General features: G+C 71.9%; 21 protein-coding genes. 9 read left to right on the top strand and 12 right to left on the bottom strand.

Annotated features, from left to right (window positions below; all coding sequences use genetic code 11):
• Positions 1 to 32 precede the first annotated feature (32 nt).
• Together ACMCNO_RS29940 and ACMCNO_RS29935 are read right to left on the bottom strand one after the other, a co-directional pair.
• Positions 33 to 287, bottom strand: a complete 255-nt coding sequence (locus ACMCNO_RS29940) for a WhiB family transcriptional regulator (protein ID WP_020513708.1) — start codon at positions 285 to 287, stop codon at positions 33 to 35.
• 417 nt (positions 288 to 704) lie between these two features.
• Positions 705 to 1655 (bottom strand): diacylglycerol/lipid kinase family protein, encoded by a 951-nt coding sequence (locus ACMCNO_RS29935; protein ID WP_412752780.1) that lies wholly within the window; start codon positions 1653 to 1655, stop codon positions 705 to 707.
• Positions 1656 to 1725: 70 nt separating this feature from the next.
• Between ACMCNO_RS29935 and ACMCNO_RS29930 the strand changes: the two genes are divergently transcribed.
• A complete protein-coding gene (locus ACMCNO_RS29930; protein WP_412752779.1) occupies positions 1726 to 2124 on the top strand; it encodes a hypothetical protein in 399 nt (132 codons plus the stop codon).
• A 156-nt stretch (positions 2125 to 2280) separates the two neighbouring features.
• Entirely contained in the window at positions 2281 to 3030 is a 750-nt protein-coding gene (locus ACMCNO_RS29925) for a FadR/GntR family transcriptional regulator (protein WP_412752778.1), read from the top strand.
• Positions 3031 to 3108: 78 nt separating this feature from the next.
• Here ACMCNO_RS29925 and ACMCNO_RS29920 read toward each other — a convergent pair whose 3' ends face one another.
• Genes ACMCNO_RS29920 through sodN form a run of 3 tightly spaced genes read right to left on the bottom strand, consistent with a single transcriptional unit; the run spans position 3109 to position 4465 of the window.
• Positions 3109 to 3522 carry an anti-sigma regulatory factor gene (locus tag ACMCNO_RS29920; RefSeq protein WP_412752777.1) on the bottom strand — a complete coding sequence of 138 codons (414 nt, stop codon included), beginning with the start codon at positions 3520 to 3522 and terminating at the stop codon, positions 3109 to 3111.
• A gap of 29 nt (positions 3523 to 3551) precedes the next feature.
• Positions 3552 to 4004 (bottom strand): N-acetyltransferase family protein, encoded by a 453-nt coding sequence (locus tag ACMCNO_RS29915; RefSeq protein WP_412753856.1) that lies wholly within the window; start codon positions 4002 to 4004, stop codon positions 3552 to 3554.
• 56 nt (positions 4005 to 4060) lie between these two features.
• On the bottom strand, positions 4061 to 4465 hold the full coding sequence (gene sodN / locus ACMCNO_RS29910) for a superoxide dismutase, Ni (RefSeq protein WP_412752776.1): 405 nt from the start codon (positions 4463 to 4465) through the stop codon (positions 4061 to 4063).
• An 85-nt stretch (positions 4466 to 4550) separates the two neighbouring features.
• On the opposite strand from sodN, the gene ACMCNO_RS29905 reads away from it, so the two are divergent.
• The 3 genes from ACMCNO_RS29905 (at position 4551) to ACMCNO_RS29895 (ending at position 7318) form a co-directional block, all read left to right on the top strand.
• Positions 4551 to 4859 carry a S26 family signal peptidase gene (locus ACMCNO_RS29905; RefSeq protein ID WP_412752775.1) on the top strand — a complete coding sequence of 103 codons (309 nt, stop codon included), beginning with the start codon at positions 4551 to 4553 and terminating at the stop codon, positions 4857 to 4859.
• A gap of 152 nt (positions 4860 to 5011) precedes the next feature.
• The gene (locus ACMCNO_RS29900) at positions 5012 to 6265 is read left to right on the top strand and encodes an NADP-dependent malic enzyme (protein ID WP_412752774.1); all 1254 of its coding nucleotides are present in this window, start codon (positions 5012 to 5014) and stop codon (positions 6263 to 6265) included.
• Positions 6266 to 6367: 102 nt separating this feature from the next.
• Positions 6368 to 7318, top strand: a complete 951-nt coding sequence (locus ACMCNO_RS29895) for a zinc-binding dehydrogenase (RefSeq protein WP_412752773.1) — start codon at positions 6368 to 6370, stop codon at positions 7316 to 7318.
• Positions 7319 to 7398: 80 nt separating this feature from the next.
• Here ACMCNO_RS29895 and ACMCNO_RS29890 read toward each other — a convergent pair whose 3' ends face one another.
• Entirely contained in the window at positions 7399 to 9054 is a 1656-nt protein-coding gene (locus ACMCNO_RS29890; RefSeq protein WP_412752772.1) for a hypothetical protein, read from the bottom strand.
• A gap of 170 nt (positions 9055 to 9224) precedes the next feature.
• On the opposite strand from ACMCNO_RS29890, the gene ACMCNO_RS29885 reads away from it, so the two are divergent.
• The gene (locus ACMCNO_RS29885; protein WP_412752771.1) at positions 9225 to 9389 is read left to right on the top strand and encodes a hypothetical protein; all 165 of its coding nucleotides are present in this window, start codon (positions 9225 to 9227) and stop codon (positions 9387 to 9389) included.
• A gap of 195 nt (positions 9390 to 9584) precedes the next feature.
• Here ACMCNO_RS29885 and ACMCNO_RS29880 read toward each other — a convergent pair whose 3' ends face one another.
• Positions 9585 to 10616 (bottom strand): CHRD domain-containing protein, encoded by a 1032-nt coding sequence (locus ACMCNO_RS29880; RefSeq protein ID WP_412752770.1) that lies wholly within the window; start codon positions 10614 to 10616, stop codon positions 9585 to 9587.
• A gap of 205 nt (positions 10617 to 10821) precedes the next feature.
• Here ACMCNO_RS29880 and ACMCNO_RS29875 point away from each other — a divergent pair, with 205 nt between their 5' ends.
• The 3 genes from ACMCNO_RS29875 to ACMCNO_RS29865 all read left to right on the top strand — a co-directional run bounded on the left by ACMCNO_RS29875 (position 10822) and on the right by ACMCNO_RS29865 (position 12728).
• On the top strand, positions 10822 to 11307 hold the full coding sequence (locus ACMCNO_RS29875) for a hypothetical protein (protein ID WP_412752769.1): 486 nt from the start codon (positions 10822 to 10824) through the stop codon (positions 11305 to 11307).
• A 150-nt stretch (positions 11308 to 11457) separates the two neighbouring features.
• The gene (locus tag ACMCNO_RS29870) at positions 11458 to 12030 is read left to right on the top strand and encodes a sigma-70 family RNA polymerase sigma factor (protein WP_412752768.1); all 573 of its coding nucleotides are present in this window, start codon (positions 11458 to 11460) and stop codon (positions 12028 to 12030) included.
• Positions 12027 to 12728: an anti-sigma factor family protein gene (locus ACMCNO_RS29865; RefSeq protein ID WP_412752767.1), complete on the top strand. Its 702-nt coding sequence runs from the start codon at positions 12027 to 12029 to the stop codon at positions 12726 to 12728. The genes ACMCNO_RS29870 and ACMCNO_RS29865 overlap by 4 nt, the downstream gene beginning before the upstream one ends.
• Before the next feature lie 84 nt (positions 12729 to 12812).
• Here ACMCNO_RS29865 and ACMCNO_RS29860 read toward each other — a convergent pair whose 3' ends face one another.
• The 5 genes from ACMCNO_RS29860 to ACMCNO_RS29840 form a co-directional block, all read right to left on the bottom strand.
• A complete protein-coding gene (locus tag ACMCNO_RS29860) occupies positions 12813 to 14042 on the bottom strand; it encodes an acyltransferase family protein (protein WP_412752766.1) in 1230 nt (409 codons plus the stop codon).
• A 98-nt stretch (positions 14043 to 14140) separates the two neighbouring features.
• Positions 14141 to 15253, bottom strand: a complete 1113-nt coding sequence (locus ACMCNO_RS29855; protein WP_412752765.1) for an acetate/propionate family kinase — start codon at positions 15251 to 15253, stop codon at positions 14141 to 14143.
• On the bottom strand, positions 15250 to 17316 hold the full coding sequence (pta, locus tag ACMCNO_RS29850; protein ID WP_412752764.1) for a phosphate acetyltransferase: 2067 nt from the start codon (positions 17314 to 17316) through the stop codon (positions 15250 to 15252). The genes ACMCNO_RS29855 and pta overlap by 4 nt, the downstream gene beginning before the upstream one ends.
• A gap of 71 nt (positions 17317 to 17387) precedes the next feature.
• Complete coding sequence (locus ACMCNO_RS29845) at positions 17388 to 18113, bottom strand: AAA family ATPase (RefSeq protein ID WP_412752763.1); 726 nt, start codon at positions 18111 to 18113, stop codon at positions 17388 to 17390.
• Positions 18103 to 18282: a DUF6104 family protein gene (locus tag ACMCNO_RS29840; RefSeq protein ID WP_412752762.1), complete on the bottom strand. Its 180-nt coding sequence runs from the start codon at positions 18280 to 18282 to the stop codon at positions 18103 to 18105. The genes ACMCNO_RS29845 and ACMCNO_RS29840 overlap by 11 nt, the downstream gene beginning before the upstream one ends.
• Positions 18283 to 18359 lie beyond the last annotated feature (77 nt).

Here is an 18359-nt window from a genome sequence, read left to right as displayed (position 1 = left end):
GGGGCGTGAAATGCGGTGCTGCGGGGGATGGCTCAGGCGGTGGGAGCGCCGACCCGGAGGCCGCCACGACGCTTGACGGCGCGTCGCTCGTCTTCGCTCATACCGCCCCATACGCCGGCGTCCTGACCGGACTCGAGTGCCCAGGAGAGGCATTCCGAGGTCACTGGGCACCGCCGGCACACGGCCTTTGCCTGCTCGACCTGCAGGAGCGCAGGGCCGGAGGTCCCGATCGGGAAGAACAGCTCCGGGTCCTCGTCGCGGCAGATCGCATCGTGGCGCCAGTCCATGGCGGCAACACTCCTTGTTTCCGGATGGGGTAGTAAACGCAGTGCTGACTTACCTATTTGCATACGCATGGCGACCGACGGGCTGCATCCGTTCGATCACCGGTGCGTGAGCAAGCTATTTCGGTTACACAGAGCCGTTCCGGGCTTCTCGATTAGGAACGTGCACGGGCGGCATCCGGTTACTTCTTATCGCTTGTGAATGCTTTCACGAACTAGCGCGATGTCAAGGGTAGCGCTCGGAAAATCTCCCAGCGGGTGAGCTAGCTCACGACCCCTTTGTCCGGTTCTGGGGGTTCTTCCAGTCCCGGCTGACGACCGCTCCCATCAATGTAGTACCGTGCCGCGGCGCGCGCGGAGGTTTTGCCTGTGTTTCTGAATACGGATCGTGAGGCTTGCCCTCTGGGGCCTACCCCGTACTCAGCAGACCACACGCAGCGCCTCGGGGACGGACACGAAGTGCACCTTCTGGCGCTCTCCCAGGTAGTCGCCGTCCAGGTGGAACGGTTGGGGCCGGGTCGCGGCGACGGTCATCTCCGCCTGGTCGTGCAACCGGAGCACCTGGCGCCCGTGCGGAGTCCCCGTACGGCGAGCCAGTTGCGTCACTGTCCGTGTTGTGCTGGAGACGCCTAGCTGTCGTAGGGCGAGTACGTCAAGTCCCAGATCGAAGGATGCGTCCGGATTCGGGTTCACTGCGCGGTCGCCGACGTATGTCCACGGCGCGGTGTTCTGCACGATGACAGTGCCCAGTCCCGATTCCGTCTCTTCTCCCGGACGCTCCACGGACAGCGGCGGATTCTTCCGGTCATCGCCACCGAAGAACTGCCCGATCGTCGCGCGAACGTACAGTGCGGGCGTGGAAGTGCGGCCGCGTAACCGGGCCTGCTCCACCGCGCGCACCACCGCCGCATCCAGTCCCATTCCGGCGCAGAAGGTGAAGTAGCGGTCGTCGGCCCGGCCCAGACCGACCAGCCGGTGGCGGCCGTCGCGCAGCCCGTCCAGGATCACGCTGGTGGCGTCCGCCCAGTCGCCGGGCAGCCCCAGTGCGCGGGCGAAGACGTTCGTCGATCCGCCGGGCACCACCGCGAGTGCGGGCAGCCGGTGCGCCGGGCTCCCCGCCTGCGCGTCGTCCGCCGCGTCCGCGGTGAGCAGGCCGTTGACCGCCTCGTTCACGGTGCCGTCGCCGCCGAGGGTGACCACCACGTCGACGCCGCTGTCGGCCGCGGTGCGGGCCAGCGTCATCGCGTGGCCCCGCCGCAACGTGTACTCGACGGTCAGGTCCACCTCGCTGCGCAGCGCCCGGACAAGCACATCCCGGCTGCGCTCACTGGTCGTGGTGGCCTTGGGGTTAACCACCAGTAGGGCACGCATGCGCGGCACTGTACCCGCCGATCGGCGCGCGGTCAGTCCTCGATCATCGCGGCCGGTAGGGTGCAGAGCCGTGACCGCGCCGCAGCCCCCGCGTACCTCCCTGCCCCCGACCCTCGCCGGAGCGGTCGGACTGCTCGGGCTGGAAGCCGGTGGGCTGGGGGTGCTCACCGCGTACCTCATCGTGCTGGACGTCACCGCGGACAAGCAGAGCGTGACCGTCGCGGTCGCGTTGACGGCCTTCGCGGCGCTCGGCGCGGCCGCCCTCGGCCTGCTGACCCGCGCCCTGGCCCGGCGCTCGGCCCGCGCCCGCGGGCCCACCGTGGTCGTGCAGCTCTTCCTGCTGGCGACCGGCGGATTCCTGGTCCAGACCGGGCCCACCTGGCTCGGGGCGCTCGTGTTGGTGCTGGCCGCGGCCACCATCGTGCTGATCGTGCTGCCGCCCAGCACCCGGGCGCTCGGCCTGGGTTGATGCTCGTCCCGGCGGATCCCGGGGCGGCGGACCGGCGTGGGAATTCGCCGTCGGCGCCGGTCGCGTGGCCGTCCCGCTCTCCCCGCCGCGTGGAAAGGCCTAGGCTGAGACTGGCCTAGGCAGATCGAAGCGACGGCGCTTCGGGGGTGAGGACGAGTGACCGGATCTACGGTGCGCCCACCGGCGTACCAGATGCTCGCCGACGAGCTCCGCACCGAGATCACCTCCGGCCGCCTCCGGCCGGGGGAACGCCTGCCGCCCGAACCGGAGCTGTGCATCCGCTCCGGGGTCAGCCGCAGCACGGTCCGCGAGGCGCTGCGCCTGCTGGCCAGCCAGCACCTCATCATCACCACCCGGGGCGTGACCGGCGGCAGCTTCGTGGCGCATCCGGACGCCGAGCAGATCTGCGAGGGCCTCACCACCGGGCTCACCCTGCTCACCAACTCCGCGGCGGTGGGTGTCACGGACGTGTTGGAGTTGCGCATCGCGCTGGAGGTGCCCGCCGCCTCGATGGCGGCACGCCGCCGCACCGACAGCGACGTGGCGCTCATGCACGCGGCGATGTTCGACCCGGTCGGAGACGATGCCGCCCGTATGTGCAGCGCCGCCTCCGCGTTCCACGCGGTGGTCTGCAAGGCGACCCGCAACCCGCTGTTCGAGCTGGTCACTCGCCCGGTGTACGACGCATCGTGCGGCGACGACGTGATCCGCGACCTGCCCGAGGGCTACTGGGCGCAGGTCGACGAGGACCACCGGGAGCTGCTGGCCCGGATTCTGGCGTACGACGCGGAGGGGGCCGCCGCGGCCGCCCGCATCCACCTGGATCACATCGTCGAGGCGAATCGCCGCTCGCTCGAACTGAACGGCGATCACCAGCGACCGGCGGCTCTCGTGGCCGGTTCCTAGCGTTCCGGAGGTCCGGCGGACCGGAGGTCCGGCGGACCGGAGGTCCGGCGTTCAGGGCCGCTGACCTGTGCCGGGTGGTCAGCTTTCCGAGCGGCGGGTGACCAGGCGGATCATGGCGCGGCGCCCGTCCGCCTCGGCCGATGCCGCGGTGGTGAGGGCGGTCAGCACCTTCCACGCGAAGGAGGACGTGGTCGGCAGCCGGGCGCCCCGCACGGTCGACACGGACACCTCGACCGTCAGCGCGTCCTCGGTGACCGCGAAACGGCACGCCAGCTCGGCGCCCCGGGTGGCGATCGCCAGCAGCATCGCGCACGCCTCGTCGACCGCGATGCGCAGATCCTCGATCTCGTCCAGCGCGAAGTGCAACCGCGCCGCGAGCCCCGCGGTGGCCGTCCGGAGCACGCTCAGATACCCGCCGTCGGCGGGCACCGTGAGCAGCACGACATCGTCCTCCGTCGCCGGCTCGGGCTGTGTCGTCGTCGCGTGAGTCACCGCACCCCATCCTCCCAATGGAGGAGACTCTAGCCGCTGCCGGTGGAGGCCCGGGAGGCCCGTTCAGCGAGCAGGTGCAGCGGCTCGCCCGCGAGGCGGTACGGCAACCAGTCGCTCTTGACCGTGGCGCCGATGGCGGCGTAGAACCCGGCGGCCGGATTCCAGTCGAGCATCATCCATTCCAGGCGTCGCCACCCGCGGTCCACGCAGATCGCGGCGAGTGCGGCCAGCAGTGCGGTGCCCGCCCCGGTGCCGCGGGCGCCTGGGCGGACGTACAGGTCCTCCAGGTGGATCCCGTGGGTCCCTTCCCAGGTGGAGTAGGTGAGGAACCACAGTGCGAAGCCGGCCGGGAGGCCGTCCGCGTCGACCGCGACGTGGCCGAACACCGCGGGTGCGGGGGCGAACAGGGCCGCGCTCAGCTGCTCCACGGTCAGGTGGCACTGGTCGGCGGCGCGTTCGAAGTCGGCCAGTTCGTGCACCATCGCGACGACGGCCGGCACGTCCTCGGGACGCGCCGGCCGTACGGTGACGTCGCGGGTCACGCCTGCTTGGTCTCCCAGAAGATCTTGGAGATCTCCTCGATCTTGCCCAGCAGCTGCTCGGCGACCGCCGGGTCCAGCGAACCCTTGGTCCCGGAGGCACCGGCCAGCTTGGTGGCCTCGTTGAACAGCTGGTGCAGGTGCGGGTACTTCTCGAAGTGCGGTGCCTTGAAGTAGTCGGTCCACAGCACCCACAGGTGGTGCTTGACCAGCTCGGAGCGCTGCTCCTTGATCTGAATGGCCCGGGTGCGGAACTCCGGGTCGGTGTTCGCCTGGTACTTCTCGGCGATCGCCTTGATCGACTCGGCCTCGATGCGGGCCTGTGCCGGGTCGTAGACGCCACACGGCAGGTCGCAGTGCGCGCTGACCAGGGTGCGCGGCGTGAGAATGCGCGGAAGTCGCATCAGGACCCCTCCATACGTTTGCGATGATCCGTGTCTGACCCTACCCCTTACACCTCCGGCCACACGCGACGCGGGACTTGATGCCATGAGCTTGCAACTGCCGCTGTTCGCCGTACTTGTGCGGGGTCCTTCCATGGCGCCCACCCTGCGCGACGGCGACGCCCTGCTGGTGCGCCGCGGCGGCCGCGTGCGCCCCGGCGACGTGGTGGTCGCGCGCTTCCGGTCCCGGCCGGACCTGCTGGTCGTCAAACGCGCGGTCGAGGCCCGCGAGCACGGCTGGTGGCTACACGGCGACAACGAGTTCGGTACGGACGACTCGCGGGCGTTCGGAGTGGCAGATGTCATCGGACGAGTCGTGTTTCGCTACTGGCCGCGACCGGGGTGGCTAAGTTAATCTTCGGTAACCGCAGCACACCGAAGTCTTGCGGCCCTTACGAGCATTACCGCTCAAGTGTTGTGTCTAGCGACCTCGTTCCGGGTGACCCCCGCATCGCAGGTCGGCCGGCGCCCACTCGCGCCCAGGCCGGCTGGCAAATCGACCTTCCGATGCGCCCTGGAGTCCCCGTGTCTATTTTCAGTTTTGAAACCGATCCCGCCCTCGCCGCCGACCCGGTCTTCGACCTGCACCGGCACGGCAAGATGGCCATCGCCTGCACCGTCCCGCTGAACAGCCGCGACGACCTGTCGAAGGCGTACACCCCCGGCGTCGCCCGGGTGTGTGAGGCGATCGCCGAGACGCCCGAACTGGCCGCGGACTACACCTGGTCGGGCAACGTCGTCGCCGTGGTCACCGACGGCTCCGCCGTCCTGGGCCTGGGCAACATCGGCCCGAAGGCCGCCATGCCGGTCATGGAGGGCAAGGCGGTGCTGTTCAAGCAGTTCGGCGGCGTCGACGCGGTCCCGATCTGCCTGGACACCCAGGACACCGACGCGATCGTCGCCACGGTCAAGGCGCTCGGGCCCTCGTTCGGCGGCATCAACCTGGAGGACATCAGCGCCCCCCGCTGCTTCGAGATCGAACGGCGCCTCGACGAGGCCCTCGACATCCCGGTCTTCCACGACGACCAGCACGGCACCGCGGTCGTGGTGCTCGCCGCGCTGCGCAACGCGGTCACGGTGCTCGGGCGCCGCTTCGCCGACCTGCGCGTCGTCATCAGCGGCGCGGGCGCGGCCGGGGTGGCGATCACCAACACGCTCATCGCAGCCGGGGTGCCGGGCGCCAACATGATCATCTGTGACTCGCGCGGCATCATCCACGCCGACCGCCCCGGCCTCACCGCCGAGAAGGCGGCGCTGGCCGCGAACACCAACGTCTCCCTGCGTACGGGTGGGATCCGCGAGGCGCTGATCGGCGCGGACGTGCTGATCGGGGTGTCCGGCGGGGCAATCGAGGAGGAGGCGCTGGCGGGCATGGCCCCGGGCGGCATCATCTTCGCGCTGGCCAACCCGACCCCCGAGGTTCACCCGTCGATCGCCGCCAAGTACGCGGCCATCGTCGCGACCGGGCGCAGCGACTTCCCCAACCAGATCAACAACGTGCTGGCGTTCCCGGGCATCTTCCGGGGTGCGCTGGACGCCCGCGCCACGACGATCACGGACCGGATGAAGGTGGCCGCCGCCGAGGCGATCGCGGAGGTCGTCGGCGAGGACCTGCGGGCCGACACGATCGTGCCGTCGCCGCTCGACCCGCGCGTCGCCCCGGCCGTGGCGGCTGCGGTGGCCCGGGCCGCCGAGCTGGACGGCGTGGCCCGTTGCGTCGCGGGCCCCGCCACGGCGGCCACGGCTCCCGTCCCGGCCTGACCCGCCCCCCTGCCCGGCCGCGCGGCTCCTCGGCCGCGCGGCCTGTGGTGAATCGGCCACAGGGGACGCCGCGTACGGAAGGCAAGACAGTAGGCTCCCGTCATGCGCGCCGCCTACGCCTCCGTGACCAAGCCTGACGACCCCCTGGCCGCGCTCGCGGTCGGCGACCAGCCCGAGCCGTCGCCGCTTGACGGCTGGGTGACCGTGGAGGTGCGCGCCAGCTCCCTGAACCACCACGACCTCTGGTCGCTGCGCGGGGTGGGCCTGCCGCCGGACCGGCTGCCGATGATCCTGGGGTGTGACGCGTCCGGGATCGACCCGGACGGCAACGAGGTCGTCGTCTACCCGGTGGTGCCGGATCCGGCTGACCCGCGAGGCTTCTCCCTGCTGTCCGAGCGCCACCCGGGCACGCTGGCGGAGCGGGTGGCCGCCCCGGCGGAGAACCTGCTGCCCAAGCCGGCGGGGCTGTCGTTCCTGGACGCGGCGTGCCTGCCGACGGCGTGGCTGACGGCGTACCACATGCTCGTGACCAAGGGCCGGGTGGCGGAGACCGAGGCGGTGCTCGTGCAGGGCGCGGGTGGTGGCGTCGCCACGGCCGCCGCCGTGCTGGCCGCGGCGCTCGGCAAGCGGGTGTACGCGACCAGCCGGGACGCCGCCAAGCGGGAGCGGATCGCCGCCCTCGGCGCCACCGCGGTCGAGCCCGGCGCCCGGCTGCCCGAACGGGTCGGGGTGGTCATCGAGTCCGTGGGCGCGCCGACGTTCGAGCACTCGCTGAAGTGCGCCGAGCCGCAGGCGCGGATCGTGGTCTGCGGCGCGACCGGTGGGCATCTCGCCACGGTGGACCTGCGCCGGGTGTTCGCGATGCAGCTGGAGATCCTGGGCAGCACCATGGGCAGTCGTGACGAGCTGGCCGCGCTGCTCGACCTGGTGGTGCACCGCAACGTCCGCCCGGTGATCGACTCGACGTACGGCTTCAGCGCGGTGGCGGACGCCTTCGCGCACCTGCACTCGGGCGACGTGTTCGGCAAGGTCGCGATCGACCACCTGCACTGATATCGCGCCCGGGCGACCTTCGCCGGTGTCCCCGTCACGGGCGGGTCCGCGACCGCCGTCCGCTACGGGCCGGACGGCGCCTACGGGTGGGCTGTGCCGGGCAGGTGCGGGTAATCGGCCCTGACGGGATCGCCGGGCTGCCCGCTCATGGCCGGATCCGGGGGTGCCGGGGAAGGGGTGCCGTCCGGTCCCAGCTCCGTGGCCGGGAGGCTACTGGCGGGCAGCCGCCGCCGTGCCTCTTCGTCGCCGGTCAGCGTCCAAAGCAGGAAGTCCGTGACGATCGCGTTCATCTGCGCCCAGCCGTAGCGGCCCGGCAGCATGTATCCGGCGTGCCGGGCGTGGGGGATCAGCACGTACGACTTCGGCCACGGCACGGCGTCGAACGCCGCCCGTCCGAGCGCGAGCGGGACCACGCGGTCGGAGTCGCCCTGCAGGAACAACATCGTGGCCGGCCACCCGGCGAACGCGCCGGCCGCCCGCCACCCGGCGATGACCACACCCGATCGCAGCCACCGGGGATGTCCCGCGGTGAACAGGCCGGTCGTGGTGTATCCGCCCGCCGAGTGGCCCACGGCGGCAACCCGGTCCCCGTCGATCCGGCCGTACAGCGGGTCGTCGGGCCGGTGGTCGAGGCGGCGGACCTGCCGGAGGACGTACCACGCGTCGTTGGGCTGCTGCACGATGTCGGCCTTGCGGAATCGTGGTGCGCCCGCGCAGGTGTGCGGAAACGCCGGCACCGCGACCACGAATCCGGCCGCCGCCCAGGTCGCGGCGGCGGGCGCATATCGCTCGGGGGTGCCCGACAGGCCGTGACTGAACAGTACGAGCGGGAAGCGGCCCGGTGCCGGAGCGGCCCGCCGCTCGCCTGTCAGCCGCTCGCCTGGCGGCCGCTCGCCGGGCGGCCGCTCGCCGGGCGGCCGTTCGCCGGGCGGCCGTTCGCCAGGCGGTGCGGTGGTGGCGGTACCGGTCGGATGGTCCCCTCGGGCGTTGCCACCGGGCAGTGCTGCGGGCGGCGGGCAGGGCTCGGCTGACGACGGCACGGCCGAGGCGGCGGCGTGGGATACGGAACCGGGGCGTGCCGCTGAGGTGTCGTGCGGCGCTGAGGTGTGGAGGTGGGGAGCCGGGGTGGCCGCACTGGACGTGGTGGCGGGCGCACTGGACCCGGTGGCAAGGCCGGGCGCACCGGGGTTGGTGGCCGAGCCGGGCACACTCGACGCCGCGGCCGGGCCGGGCGCGGGTGCGCTGGACACGACGGCTGGGCTGGGCCGGGAGGCGAGCGGCGGGGAAGCGGCAGATGAGCCGGGTGGAGAGGGTGCGAGGGCGGCGACGAACCGTGGACCGGGGGCGGAGGCGGTGCGCATCGTCGCGGTCACGTGTCCGGGGGCGATCGCGGGTGCGATCGGGACGGCGGGTGTGGTCGCGGCGGCGGGTGCGGTCGCGGTCGGGGGTGCGATCGGGTTCGGCAGCGCGGTGGGGGATGCCGCCGGGCTTGCCGGTGGGCCCGGGGTTGCGGGTGCGGGGCGTGGCGGACCGGCAGCCGGATAGAACAGCAGCGTGCGCAGGGGGCGGTCGGCGCCACGGGACAGCATCAGGGTCCGTACGCCGACGGCGTACCGCAGGGCGGGCCCGTCCGATGTCGCGGGGCCGGACGGGGCGGGTACGGCGGCGTGTGGCCGGGCCGGACGGGGCACTGACCGTTCCGCGGCCCAGGCGGCGGCCGGCACGGCGAGCGCCACGGCGATCGTCGTCCGTAAGATCCGTTTTGTTCCCACGTCACGACCGTAGGCGGGACTCGACCACGGAGGAGTGATTTCCGGCGACGCGGGACGTTCGCCCTGGCAGCCGTCGCGCTGATCACCATCGGCGGGGTGTCGGCGGGATGCACCGCTTCGCTATTGTCCTGCCCATGCCTGACAACTCCGTCGACCCCAGCGGCAACACCGAAGCCTTCCGCGCCTTCACGCAGAACCCCGCCCCGGAGGAGCCGCCGGCCTCGAAGGTTCCGCTCCTCGTCGGCGGTGTCGTGGTGGCGGCCGTGCTGGTGGCGCTGATCGTCTGGCTGGTCGCCTGATCGTCTGTCCAGCCCGCGAATTCGGCCGGATGCATGCGGCGGAGGGCTTCCTCCGCGCTGGGTGCGGACCAGGGCTCGGCCGGGCTGCGGGTGCCGCCGCCGCGGGCCGCCGCCGTGGCCGCCACAGCACGGTGCGCCACTGACGGAACCGCCGACCCGCTGTGGTAGCCGGGCCGGCGGTTGGTGCGGGGTCGGTCAGCGACGGAACAGCTGCCCGCGGACCGCGCCACCGGGGAATTCCGCGGTGTGCAGGTTGGCGTAGAACCCGGACGGCGCCTTCTTGATCCGGCGAACGATCTTCGCGTCCAGTCCGACCACCGTGCCGGAGACCGCGATGATCGTGCTGGGCATCGCGGTGGTGAACAGGGGGACGACGACGGGGCCGTTGACGCCGGTCTTGCCCTCATGGATGTGGCCCAGCGTCGGGCGGACACCGACCCAGGCGAACGAGTAGTCGACGCGTGCGTTCCCGCGCGGCCGGATGAAGGCGACCGCCCGGCCGGTCGGGTCGCCTACCGCGGGACCACCGGGCGTGGGTACCTCCTGGTCACCGGAGAGGAACGCCTTCAGGGTGCCGCCCTGCAGCAGGCCGAGCACATCCGCCGCCGAACGCAGGCTGTGCAACTGTCCCCGTACCGCACCACCGGGGAACTCGGCGGTGTGGAGGTTGAGATAGAAGTCGGCGGGCCGCTGGCGGATCGCGTCGGCGATGGCCGGATCGCTGACCGTGGTGACACCGGCGGCGGCGTTCACCGTCGCGGGCATCGCCGTGGTGAACAGCGGGACCTTCACGTCACCGTTGGCACCGGCCTTGCCCTGGTGGATGTGGCCGAGCGTCGGTGCGCCGATCTTCTTCCACCGGAACGCGAAGGTGACGCGGTTTCCCTGCACCCGTACCAGGCCGGTGGCCTGGCCGTCGTAGTCGCCGACCTTTGGTCCACCGGCGACCGGTACCTCGTTGCGTCCGGTCAGCGTGGCCGCGAAGTATCGCGCCCGCTGGTGCGAGCGGCGTACGCCGTCGGCGTGGTTGCCGGCCGGAGTCGGTGCCGTGGCGGGCGCCGCCGCGTGGTCCATTCCGGCCATGGCCGCATGGTCCATGCCGGACATCGCGTGGGTGCCCGGTGTGGTCGGTGTGCCCGGGGCTGCGAAAGCGGGAGGCGCGGCCGAGGCCAGCACGAGTCCGCAGACACTCAGCGCGAGGGCTGACACGGCGACGGGCATTTTCATGAGGTCTCCAACGATGTCGATGGTGGGCTTCCTGCCGTTCCGGGCTGCACACGCCTGGCGGTTCCGCTCGGTTCAACGGAAATCGGGAGACCATGGTCTGGATCACATCGGGTATGGATGTGGTGAACCGGTTCTCGGCCTGTGGCGTTTGGCCCACGACACCATCGTGGAGAGGGAGCTAATGCGACAGACAGTGGGCACGCCGGTGTCCTTGGTCCTGAGCGGGGCGGTACTCGCCATCGGAGCGGTCGCGTGCAGCGGGCCGCCGGCCAAGACCGCACCGACGTCGTCGTCGACGGCCGTCATCAGCGGGAGCACCGCGGCGGCGCCGACCGGCATTCAGTTCGCGGACTCCGCGATCGGTTCCATCCTCGTCGACCAGACCGGCCGAAGCCTGTACGCGTTCACCGCCGACAAGGGCGGCGCCAGCAGTTGCACCGGGACGTGCATCGCGACCTGGCCCGCGCTGACCAGCGAGAAGGCCGTCACCACCGGGACCGGCGTCGAGGGCTCGTTGTTGACCACGGTCTCCCGTGCCGAGGGTGCCAGCCAGGCGGTGTACGGAGGCTGGCCGCTCTACTACTACGCCGGTGACCTCGGCCCGGGTGACATCGACGGCCAGGGCGTGGACGGCACGTGGTTCGTCGTCGGCCGCGACGGCAAGCTGATAAAGGACGATCCGGCACGCTGACCGGGAAAGCGCCGCGGCGAGGGATCGGTGCGAGTGTGGCGTGGCTGACGCTTTCTGCCGGAGATGAACCGGGCCGCGGCGCGGGGCGTTTGCCAATGCAGGCATGGAAGGCATCGCCCGGCCATCACCACGGGCGAGGAGGAGGCGCGAATGGCTGCCGTGTGGTCCCGCCGCAAGGACACCGCCGCTGACGAGGTGCTGATCCGCGCGTTGTACGAGGAGCACGGCGGCGCCCTGCTGGCGTATGCCATCCGCCTCACCGGTGACCGTGCCGCGGCCGAGGACATCGTGCAGGAGACCCTGCTGCGCGCCTGGCGGCATCCGGAGGCGCTGACCAACAGCAAGGGGTCGGTGCGTGGCTGGCTGCTCACGGTGGCCCGCAACATCGCGACGGACCGGTTCCGCGCCCGCTCGAGGCGCCCCACGGAGGTGGCGGAGTCGCCGACCACCGTGCCGGTGCGGGACGACCATGCCGACGAGGTCGTGGACTCCATCGTCGTACTCGATGCGCTGGAGCAGTTGTCGCCCGAGCACCGCGAGGTCCTGCACGCCATCTACTTCAAGGGCCACACCGTGGCCGAAGCCGCCGACGCACTCGGGGTACCCCCGGGCACCATCAAGTCACGGACCTACTACGCGTTACGGCGCATGCGCGAGGCGTTCACCAGTCAACCGGCGCAACTGCACGGCCAGGTGGTTGCCATGAAGGGAGTGGCCGGATGACCACGGAACACGTGACTCCACTGCTCGGCGCCTACGTGCTCGGTGCCCTGGATGGGCAGGAGGTATCCACGGTGGATCAGCACATCGCGTCGTGTCCGGAGTGCCGGCTCGAGGCCGACGATCTGCGCAGCGTCGAGGCCGCCCTGGGCGAGGTGCTTCCGGAGGCGCTGATCGACGGGCCGCCGGTCGACGGCGAGCTGCTGCTGCAACGCACCCTGCGGACGGTACGCCAGGAGCGGGGCCGGCAGGACTGGCGGCGGCGGGGGACGCTGGTGGCGGCGGCGGTGGCGGTGGGCGGCGCCGTCCTGGGCGGCGGTGCCGTGCTGGGCCGCGCCACCGCCCCTGCGCCGACCGCGCTGCCACCACCGGTGACGACGCCGGTGTCGGTGCCCGGCACCAGGCTCGGATCCGCCCAGGACCCGGCGTCCGGCGCCCGGATGAGTGTGGCGGTCCGCCCGGCCGCCGGCTGGGTGCGGGTCAACGCCTCGGTGACCGGGATCGCCAGCGGGCAACGCTGTCGGCTGCTGGTCGTCGCACACGACGGCAGCCGCCGGGAGGCCGGCAGCTGGCTCGTGTCCGCCGCCAGCGAGGCAACCGGCACGAATCTGGACGGCTTCGCCCTGGTCGCGCCGAGCGACGTCGCCGCGATCCAGGTCGAAACCGTCGAGGGTCGCAAGCTGGTCTCGGTACCCGTGTAGCGGGGCCGCACGCGCCGTCCTGCGGCCGCCGGGCCGAGGGGGTCGCCTCCGGCATGACGTGGGCGGATCACGGCTCGTGTCCGGCTAGACGGGGGCGGGCTGCGGCTCGCGCTCCGCCTGACGCTCGGGACTCTGGTCTGTTCCGGGGCGCGGCGCGGGAATCACCGCTTCCGCCGGGGTGGACCCCGTCCGGTCCAGCCAGCGCCGGGGGGTGCGCTTGCGCCACCACTTCTCGGCCGGTTCCTCGACGTACGCGAACAGCGCCCAGGACAGCACGTTCGCCACGACGGCCATGCCGAGCAGGGTGAACAGCACCGCGTCGTTGTCCGGCATGCGGCCCCACTCGTAGGTCGCCAGCCGGCTGATCGAGTGGTGGATCAGATAGAAGCTGTACGACCACAGGCCGAGCAGCACGAACGGCCGGGCGTTCAGCATGCCGCGGAGCCCGCGCACCTCGCGCTGGACGAACGCGACGATGATCAGGCCGGACAGCATCGCGATCGCCGGACGAACGGTGAAGTCGAGTTGCGCCACCACGCCGTCGGAGAGCCGCATCCGGCCCTGGTAGTAGCAGAAGACGTACCCGAACAGCAGGAGGACCGGCACCACCGGGCGCAGCGGCAACCGCCAGCCGCGCCGCACGGCCAGCGCGAGGGTCATGCCGAGCAGGAACTCCGGCAGATAGACCAGCGGGTGGCGCATGACCCAGCCGGCGTTGCCCCGGGAGAAGTGCGCGGTCGCGAACCAGTGCACGGCCCACATCCCGGCCAGACCGGCCACGGTGGCCGCGACCAGCCAGCGCGTGCGCATCCGGGCGGCGATCCGCCCGAGCAGCGGGAACAGTGCGTAGAAGAGCAGCTCGACGCTGAGCGTCCAGGTCACCTCGTTGCCCGGCAGGATCGGCGTGACCTGCGGAAACCAGGTCTGGACGAGGAAGACCGAGGAGATCAGGCTGGGCCAGTGGATCGCCTGGTGCGCCGCGATGTAGTAGGCGAACACGCCGAGCACCAGGGCGACCAGGTGAGCGGGCCAGATCCGGCCGACGCGGCGCCAGTAGAAGACACCGGGATGCTCGTGGGGCTTGAAGACCCACATCATCAGAAACCCGGAGAGTACGAAGAAGAAGGTGACGCCGTGCCCGCCGATCTCCGAGTACGGGAAGATCAGCGGTGAGCGGCCGAAGCCGGTCGCGCCTCCCACGCCCGTGAAGTGGTGGGTGAACACCGCGAAGGCCGCGAAGAATCGCAGGCTGGTCAGGGAATCCAGGCGCTTCGGGAGGATGGCCGGGCTGGCCCTGAAGCCGAGTGTGGGCATAGGTGAGCTGTCAACTTCTGTCGGCGGCCGGGGGACGGAAGCGCCCAGAATAGTGGGAACCGCCGGGCCGCGGAAGGTGGCATTTGTCTCCCGCCGGCTCAGCCGCCGGACAGCGTCGCCCGGGCCTGCTCGGCGATCTCCAGCTCCTCATCCGTGGGCACCACGCACACCGCGATCGGCGCCCCGTCCGGGGAGATCACGGGCGCGTTGCGCTCGTTACGCTCCGGATCCACGTCGATACCCAGTGCAGACAATCCCGCAAGGGCCCGGCCCCGGACGATCGGCGAATGCTCGCCGACCCCCGCCGTGAACGCGATCGCGTCGGCCCGCCCCAGCACGGCCAGGTACGCGCCGACGTACTCGCGGATCCGCCGGCAGTAGACGTCCACCGCCAGCGTGGCGGCCGGGTCGCCGTCCTCGAAACGACGCTCCACCTCGCGCATGTCGTTCTCACCGGCCAGGCCGCGCACACCCGCGTGGCGGTTCAGCATGTTCTCGACCTCGTCGACCGACAGCCCGGCCACCCGGTGCAGGTGGAAGACGATCGCGGGGTCGATGTCGCCGCTACGCGTACCCATGACCAGGCCGCCCTGGGGCGCCATGCCCATCGACGTGGCGACGCTGCGCCCGCCCCGGACCGCGCAGGCGCTGGCGCCGTTGCCCAGGTGCAGGGTGATGATGTCGGCCCGCTCGGCGGGCACGCCGAGCAGGGCGGCGGTGCGCCGGGCCACGTACGCATGCGACGTCCCGTGGAAGCCGTAGCGCCGCACCCCCCAGCGCTGCGCCAGCTCGGCGTCGATCGCGTACGTGACGCCCTCGGGCGGGATCGTGGCGTGGAACGCCGTGTCGAACACCGCGACCTGCGGCACCTCGGGCAGCAGTTTGCGGGCCACCTCGATGCCGCTGAGCGCGGGCGGGTTGTGCAGCGGTGCCAGCGGCACCAGCCGCGCGATCGTGGCGACGACCTCGTCGTCGATGACCGTGGCCCGGGTGAACTCGCTGCCCCCGTGCACCACCCGGTGCCCGACCGCGACCAGCCCGGCCAGGTCGAGCTTGTCCATGATCTGCTGCAGCGCGGTCTCGTGGTCCGGCACGTCGCCGCCGGGCTCGCCGATCCGCTCCACCAGCCCCTTGGCGACCGTCTCGGCGCCGTCGAACAGCCGGTACTTCACCGACGACGAGCCGGTGTTGAGGACGAGGATTCGCGTCATGTCGCCGCCTGGATCGCCGTGATCGCCACCGTGTTGACGATGTCCTTGACCGTCGCGCCGCGGGACAGGTCGTTGACCGGGCGGCGCAGACCCTGCATCACCGGGCCCACCGCGACCGCGTTCGCCGACCGCTGCACCGCCTTGTACGTGTTGTTGCCCGTGTTCAGATCCGGGAAGACGAACACCGTGGCCTTGCCCGCGACCGCGCTGTCGGGCAGCTTCGCGGCGGCCACCGCCGGGTCGATCGCGGCGTCGTACTGGATCGGGCCCTCGACCGGCAGATCCGGGCGGCGCGCGCGGACCAGGTCCGTCGCGGCGGCGACCTTCTCCACGTCGGCGCCCGCCCCGGAACTGCCGGTCGAGTACGACAGCATCGCCACCCGCGGCTCGATGCCGAACGCGGCGGCGGTCTGCGCGGACGACACCGCGATGTCGGCCAGCTGGGTGGCGTCCGGGTCGGGGTTGACCGCGCAGTCGCCGTACACCAGGACGCGGTCGGCCAGCAGCATGAAGAACACGCTGGAGGCCACCGACAACCCCGGCACGGTCTTGATGATTTCGAACGCCGGGCGGATCGTCGCCGCGGTGGTGTGCGTGGCGCCGGAGATCATGCCGTCGGCCAGTCCCGCGTCGACCATCAGGGTGCCGAAGTAGTTCACGTCGCGGACCACGTCGTGCGCCAGATCGAGGGAGACACCGCGATGGGTACGCAGCTCCGCGTACCGGCGGGCGAAGCGGTCCCGCCACTCGCTGGTGGCCGGGTCCACCAGGCGGGCGCCGTCGGTCTCCACGCCGAGTTCCCGCGCCCGGCGGGTGATCTCGGCCGGGTCGCCCAGCAGGGTGAGGTCGGCGACCCCGCGGCGCAGCAGGGTTTCCGTGGCGCGCAGGATCCGTTCGTCCGTGCCCTCGGGCAGCACCAGGTGCCGCCGGTCGGCGCGGGCCCGGTCGATGAGGTCGTACTCGAACATCAGCGGGGTACGCCGGCTGGACCGGGTGACGTCCAGCAGCTGGTTCAGCTCGGCGGTGTCCACATTGGTCTCGAACGCGCCGAGCGCCGCCTCGACCTTGCGCGGGGTGGCCGGGCTCAGCCTGGCCTCGATCCGGTCGGCCGCCGCGATCGTGTCGTAGCTGTCCGTCTTGACCACGAGCATGGCGAGCCCGGTGTTCAGCGGCTCGATCACCTTCACGACCTGGGGATCGGGGAGGGCGCCCATCGTCAGCACCAGCCCGGCCAGGGTCACGTTGCCCGCCGCGTGGGCGGCGCTGGCGGCCACCAGCAGGTCCGACCGGTCGCCCGGAGTGATCAGCAGAGCCCCGTCGCTCAGGTGCTCCAGCACCGCGGGCACGTGTGCGGCGCCGACCAGGTAGTCGAGGACGTCGCGGTCCAGCGCCGCCGGGGCGCCGCCGCTGACCACGGTGGCGTCGAGCGCCGCCGCCACCTCGGCCACCGTGGGCGACGCGATGGTGGGGACCTCCGGGATGACGTACACCGGTACGGGCAGCCCGGTCGGGGTGGCCGCGCCGACCGGCGCCCGGTTCGCCACCACGGCCACGACGGTCGCGTGCAGATCCACCAGCGAGTGGTACGCCGACCGCACCACCGCGCCCAGGTCGGGCCGCCCCAGCGCGCTCACCACCGGAATGACGACGCTGCCGAACTCCGTGGCCAGCCGGGCGTTGAGGGCCAGCTCCCGGGGCATCTCGTCGGGACCGTCGGGGCGGCTCTCGGTGAAGTCGGTGCCGATCACCACCACGGAGGCGCAGCGCCGCTCCACCTCGCGGTAACGCTCGATGATCCGGGAGGTCAGCTCCTCGCGCCGCCCGTCGGCCAACAGCGCGGCCGCCTCACCGGCGGTCACCCCGAACGAGTCCGCGTGCGGCGTCAGCGCGGGATAGCGGTCGACCAGCAGGGTCAGGATCGGGTCGGGCCCGTGGTCGCCGATCAGCGGCCGGAACACGCCGATGCGGGCCACCTGCCGGGACAGCAGCTCGACCAGGCCGAGCGCCACGATGCCCTTGCCTACCGCGGGGCCCAGCCCCGCGACGTACACGCTGCGCGCCACACCCCCAACGTACCGGTCGGCCGATCATCGTGACCCCCGGCCGCCCGACTCTGTCGCGCGGGTCTTGTGCCTCATCCCCGCAGCAGCGGGTCCAGGTAGCCGGACGGGCGGTCCAGGAAGTGCCGCCAGTGTGCGACCAGGTCGAGATCCTGCCAGCAGGCCCGGCGGATGCCGTGCTCGCCCAGTTCCAGGATGGTGGCGTCCGGCAGCGCGGTGAGCAGCGGCGAGTGCGTGGCGACGACCACCTGGGCGCCGTCGGTGCGCAGGTGATCCAACCGGCCCAGCAGTCCCAGGGTGGAGGTGAACGACAGCGGCGCCTCCGGCTCGTCCATCAGGTAGAAGCCGTACCCGTTGAACTTGTGCCCGAGCAGCTCCAGAAATCCCTCGCCGTGGCTGCGCTCATGGAACACACCCCCGTCGCCCACCTCATCCTGCAGGTAGGTGTAGAGGCCGTGGGCGGTCTCGGCGCGCAGGAAGTACGCGTGCGCCGCCCCGCCCGGCGTCCGCACCAGGCGCAGCGCGTCCCCCAGCGGCGACTCGGTGGCCCGGGTGCGGTGCCGGGCGTGCCGGGACCCGCCCTCCGGGTTCAGGCCGTGCGCGATCGCGAGCGCCTCCACCAGGGTGGACTTGCCCGAGCCGTTCTCGCCCACCAGGAACGTGACGCCCGGCGGTAGGTCGAGGCCCTGCTCCAGCACGGACCGGACGGCGGGAATCCGGGCCCACCACGACGCCCGGTCGATCTCGGCCGCCGGGTCCGCCTCGACCCGGCGGACCGGGCGTCGGGCGCTACTCGTCATCGTCCTCGTCGGCGCGGGCCAGCCAGGTGGCGAAGCGCTCGATCGCGGTCTCGAACTCGGGGTTGACGTCGACGAAGGTGCGCAGCTGGTCGCCCAGCCACTCCAACGTGACGGTCTCCTCGCCGCGCCGGTCGACCAGTTCCTCGATGCCACGGTCGGTGAAGTACACAAGCTCTCCCAGGTGGACAGCGTCTCGGTCAGGTTTCTCAGGTGCGAAGGGCGCCCCGCCGGATCGGCGGGGCGCCC

This window comes from Krasilnikovia sp. M28-CT-15, assembly GCF_047159595.1.
Lineage (GTDB): Bacteria > Actinomycetota > Actinomycetes > Mycobacteriales > Micromonosporaceae > Actinoplanes.
Note: the sequence above shows the minus strand (reverse complement) of the source record. Positions and strands in the feature narration are given on the sequence as shown.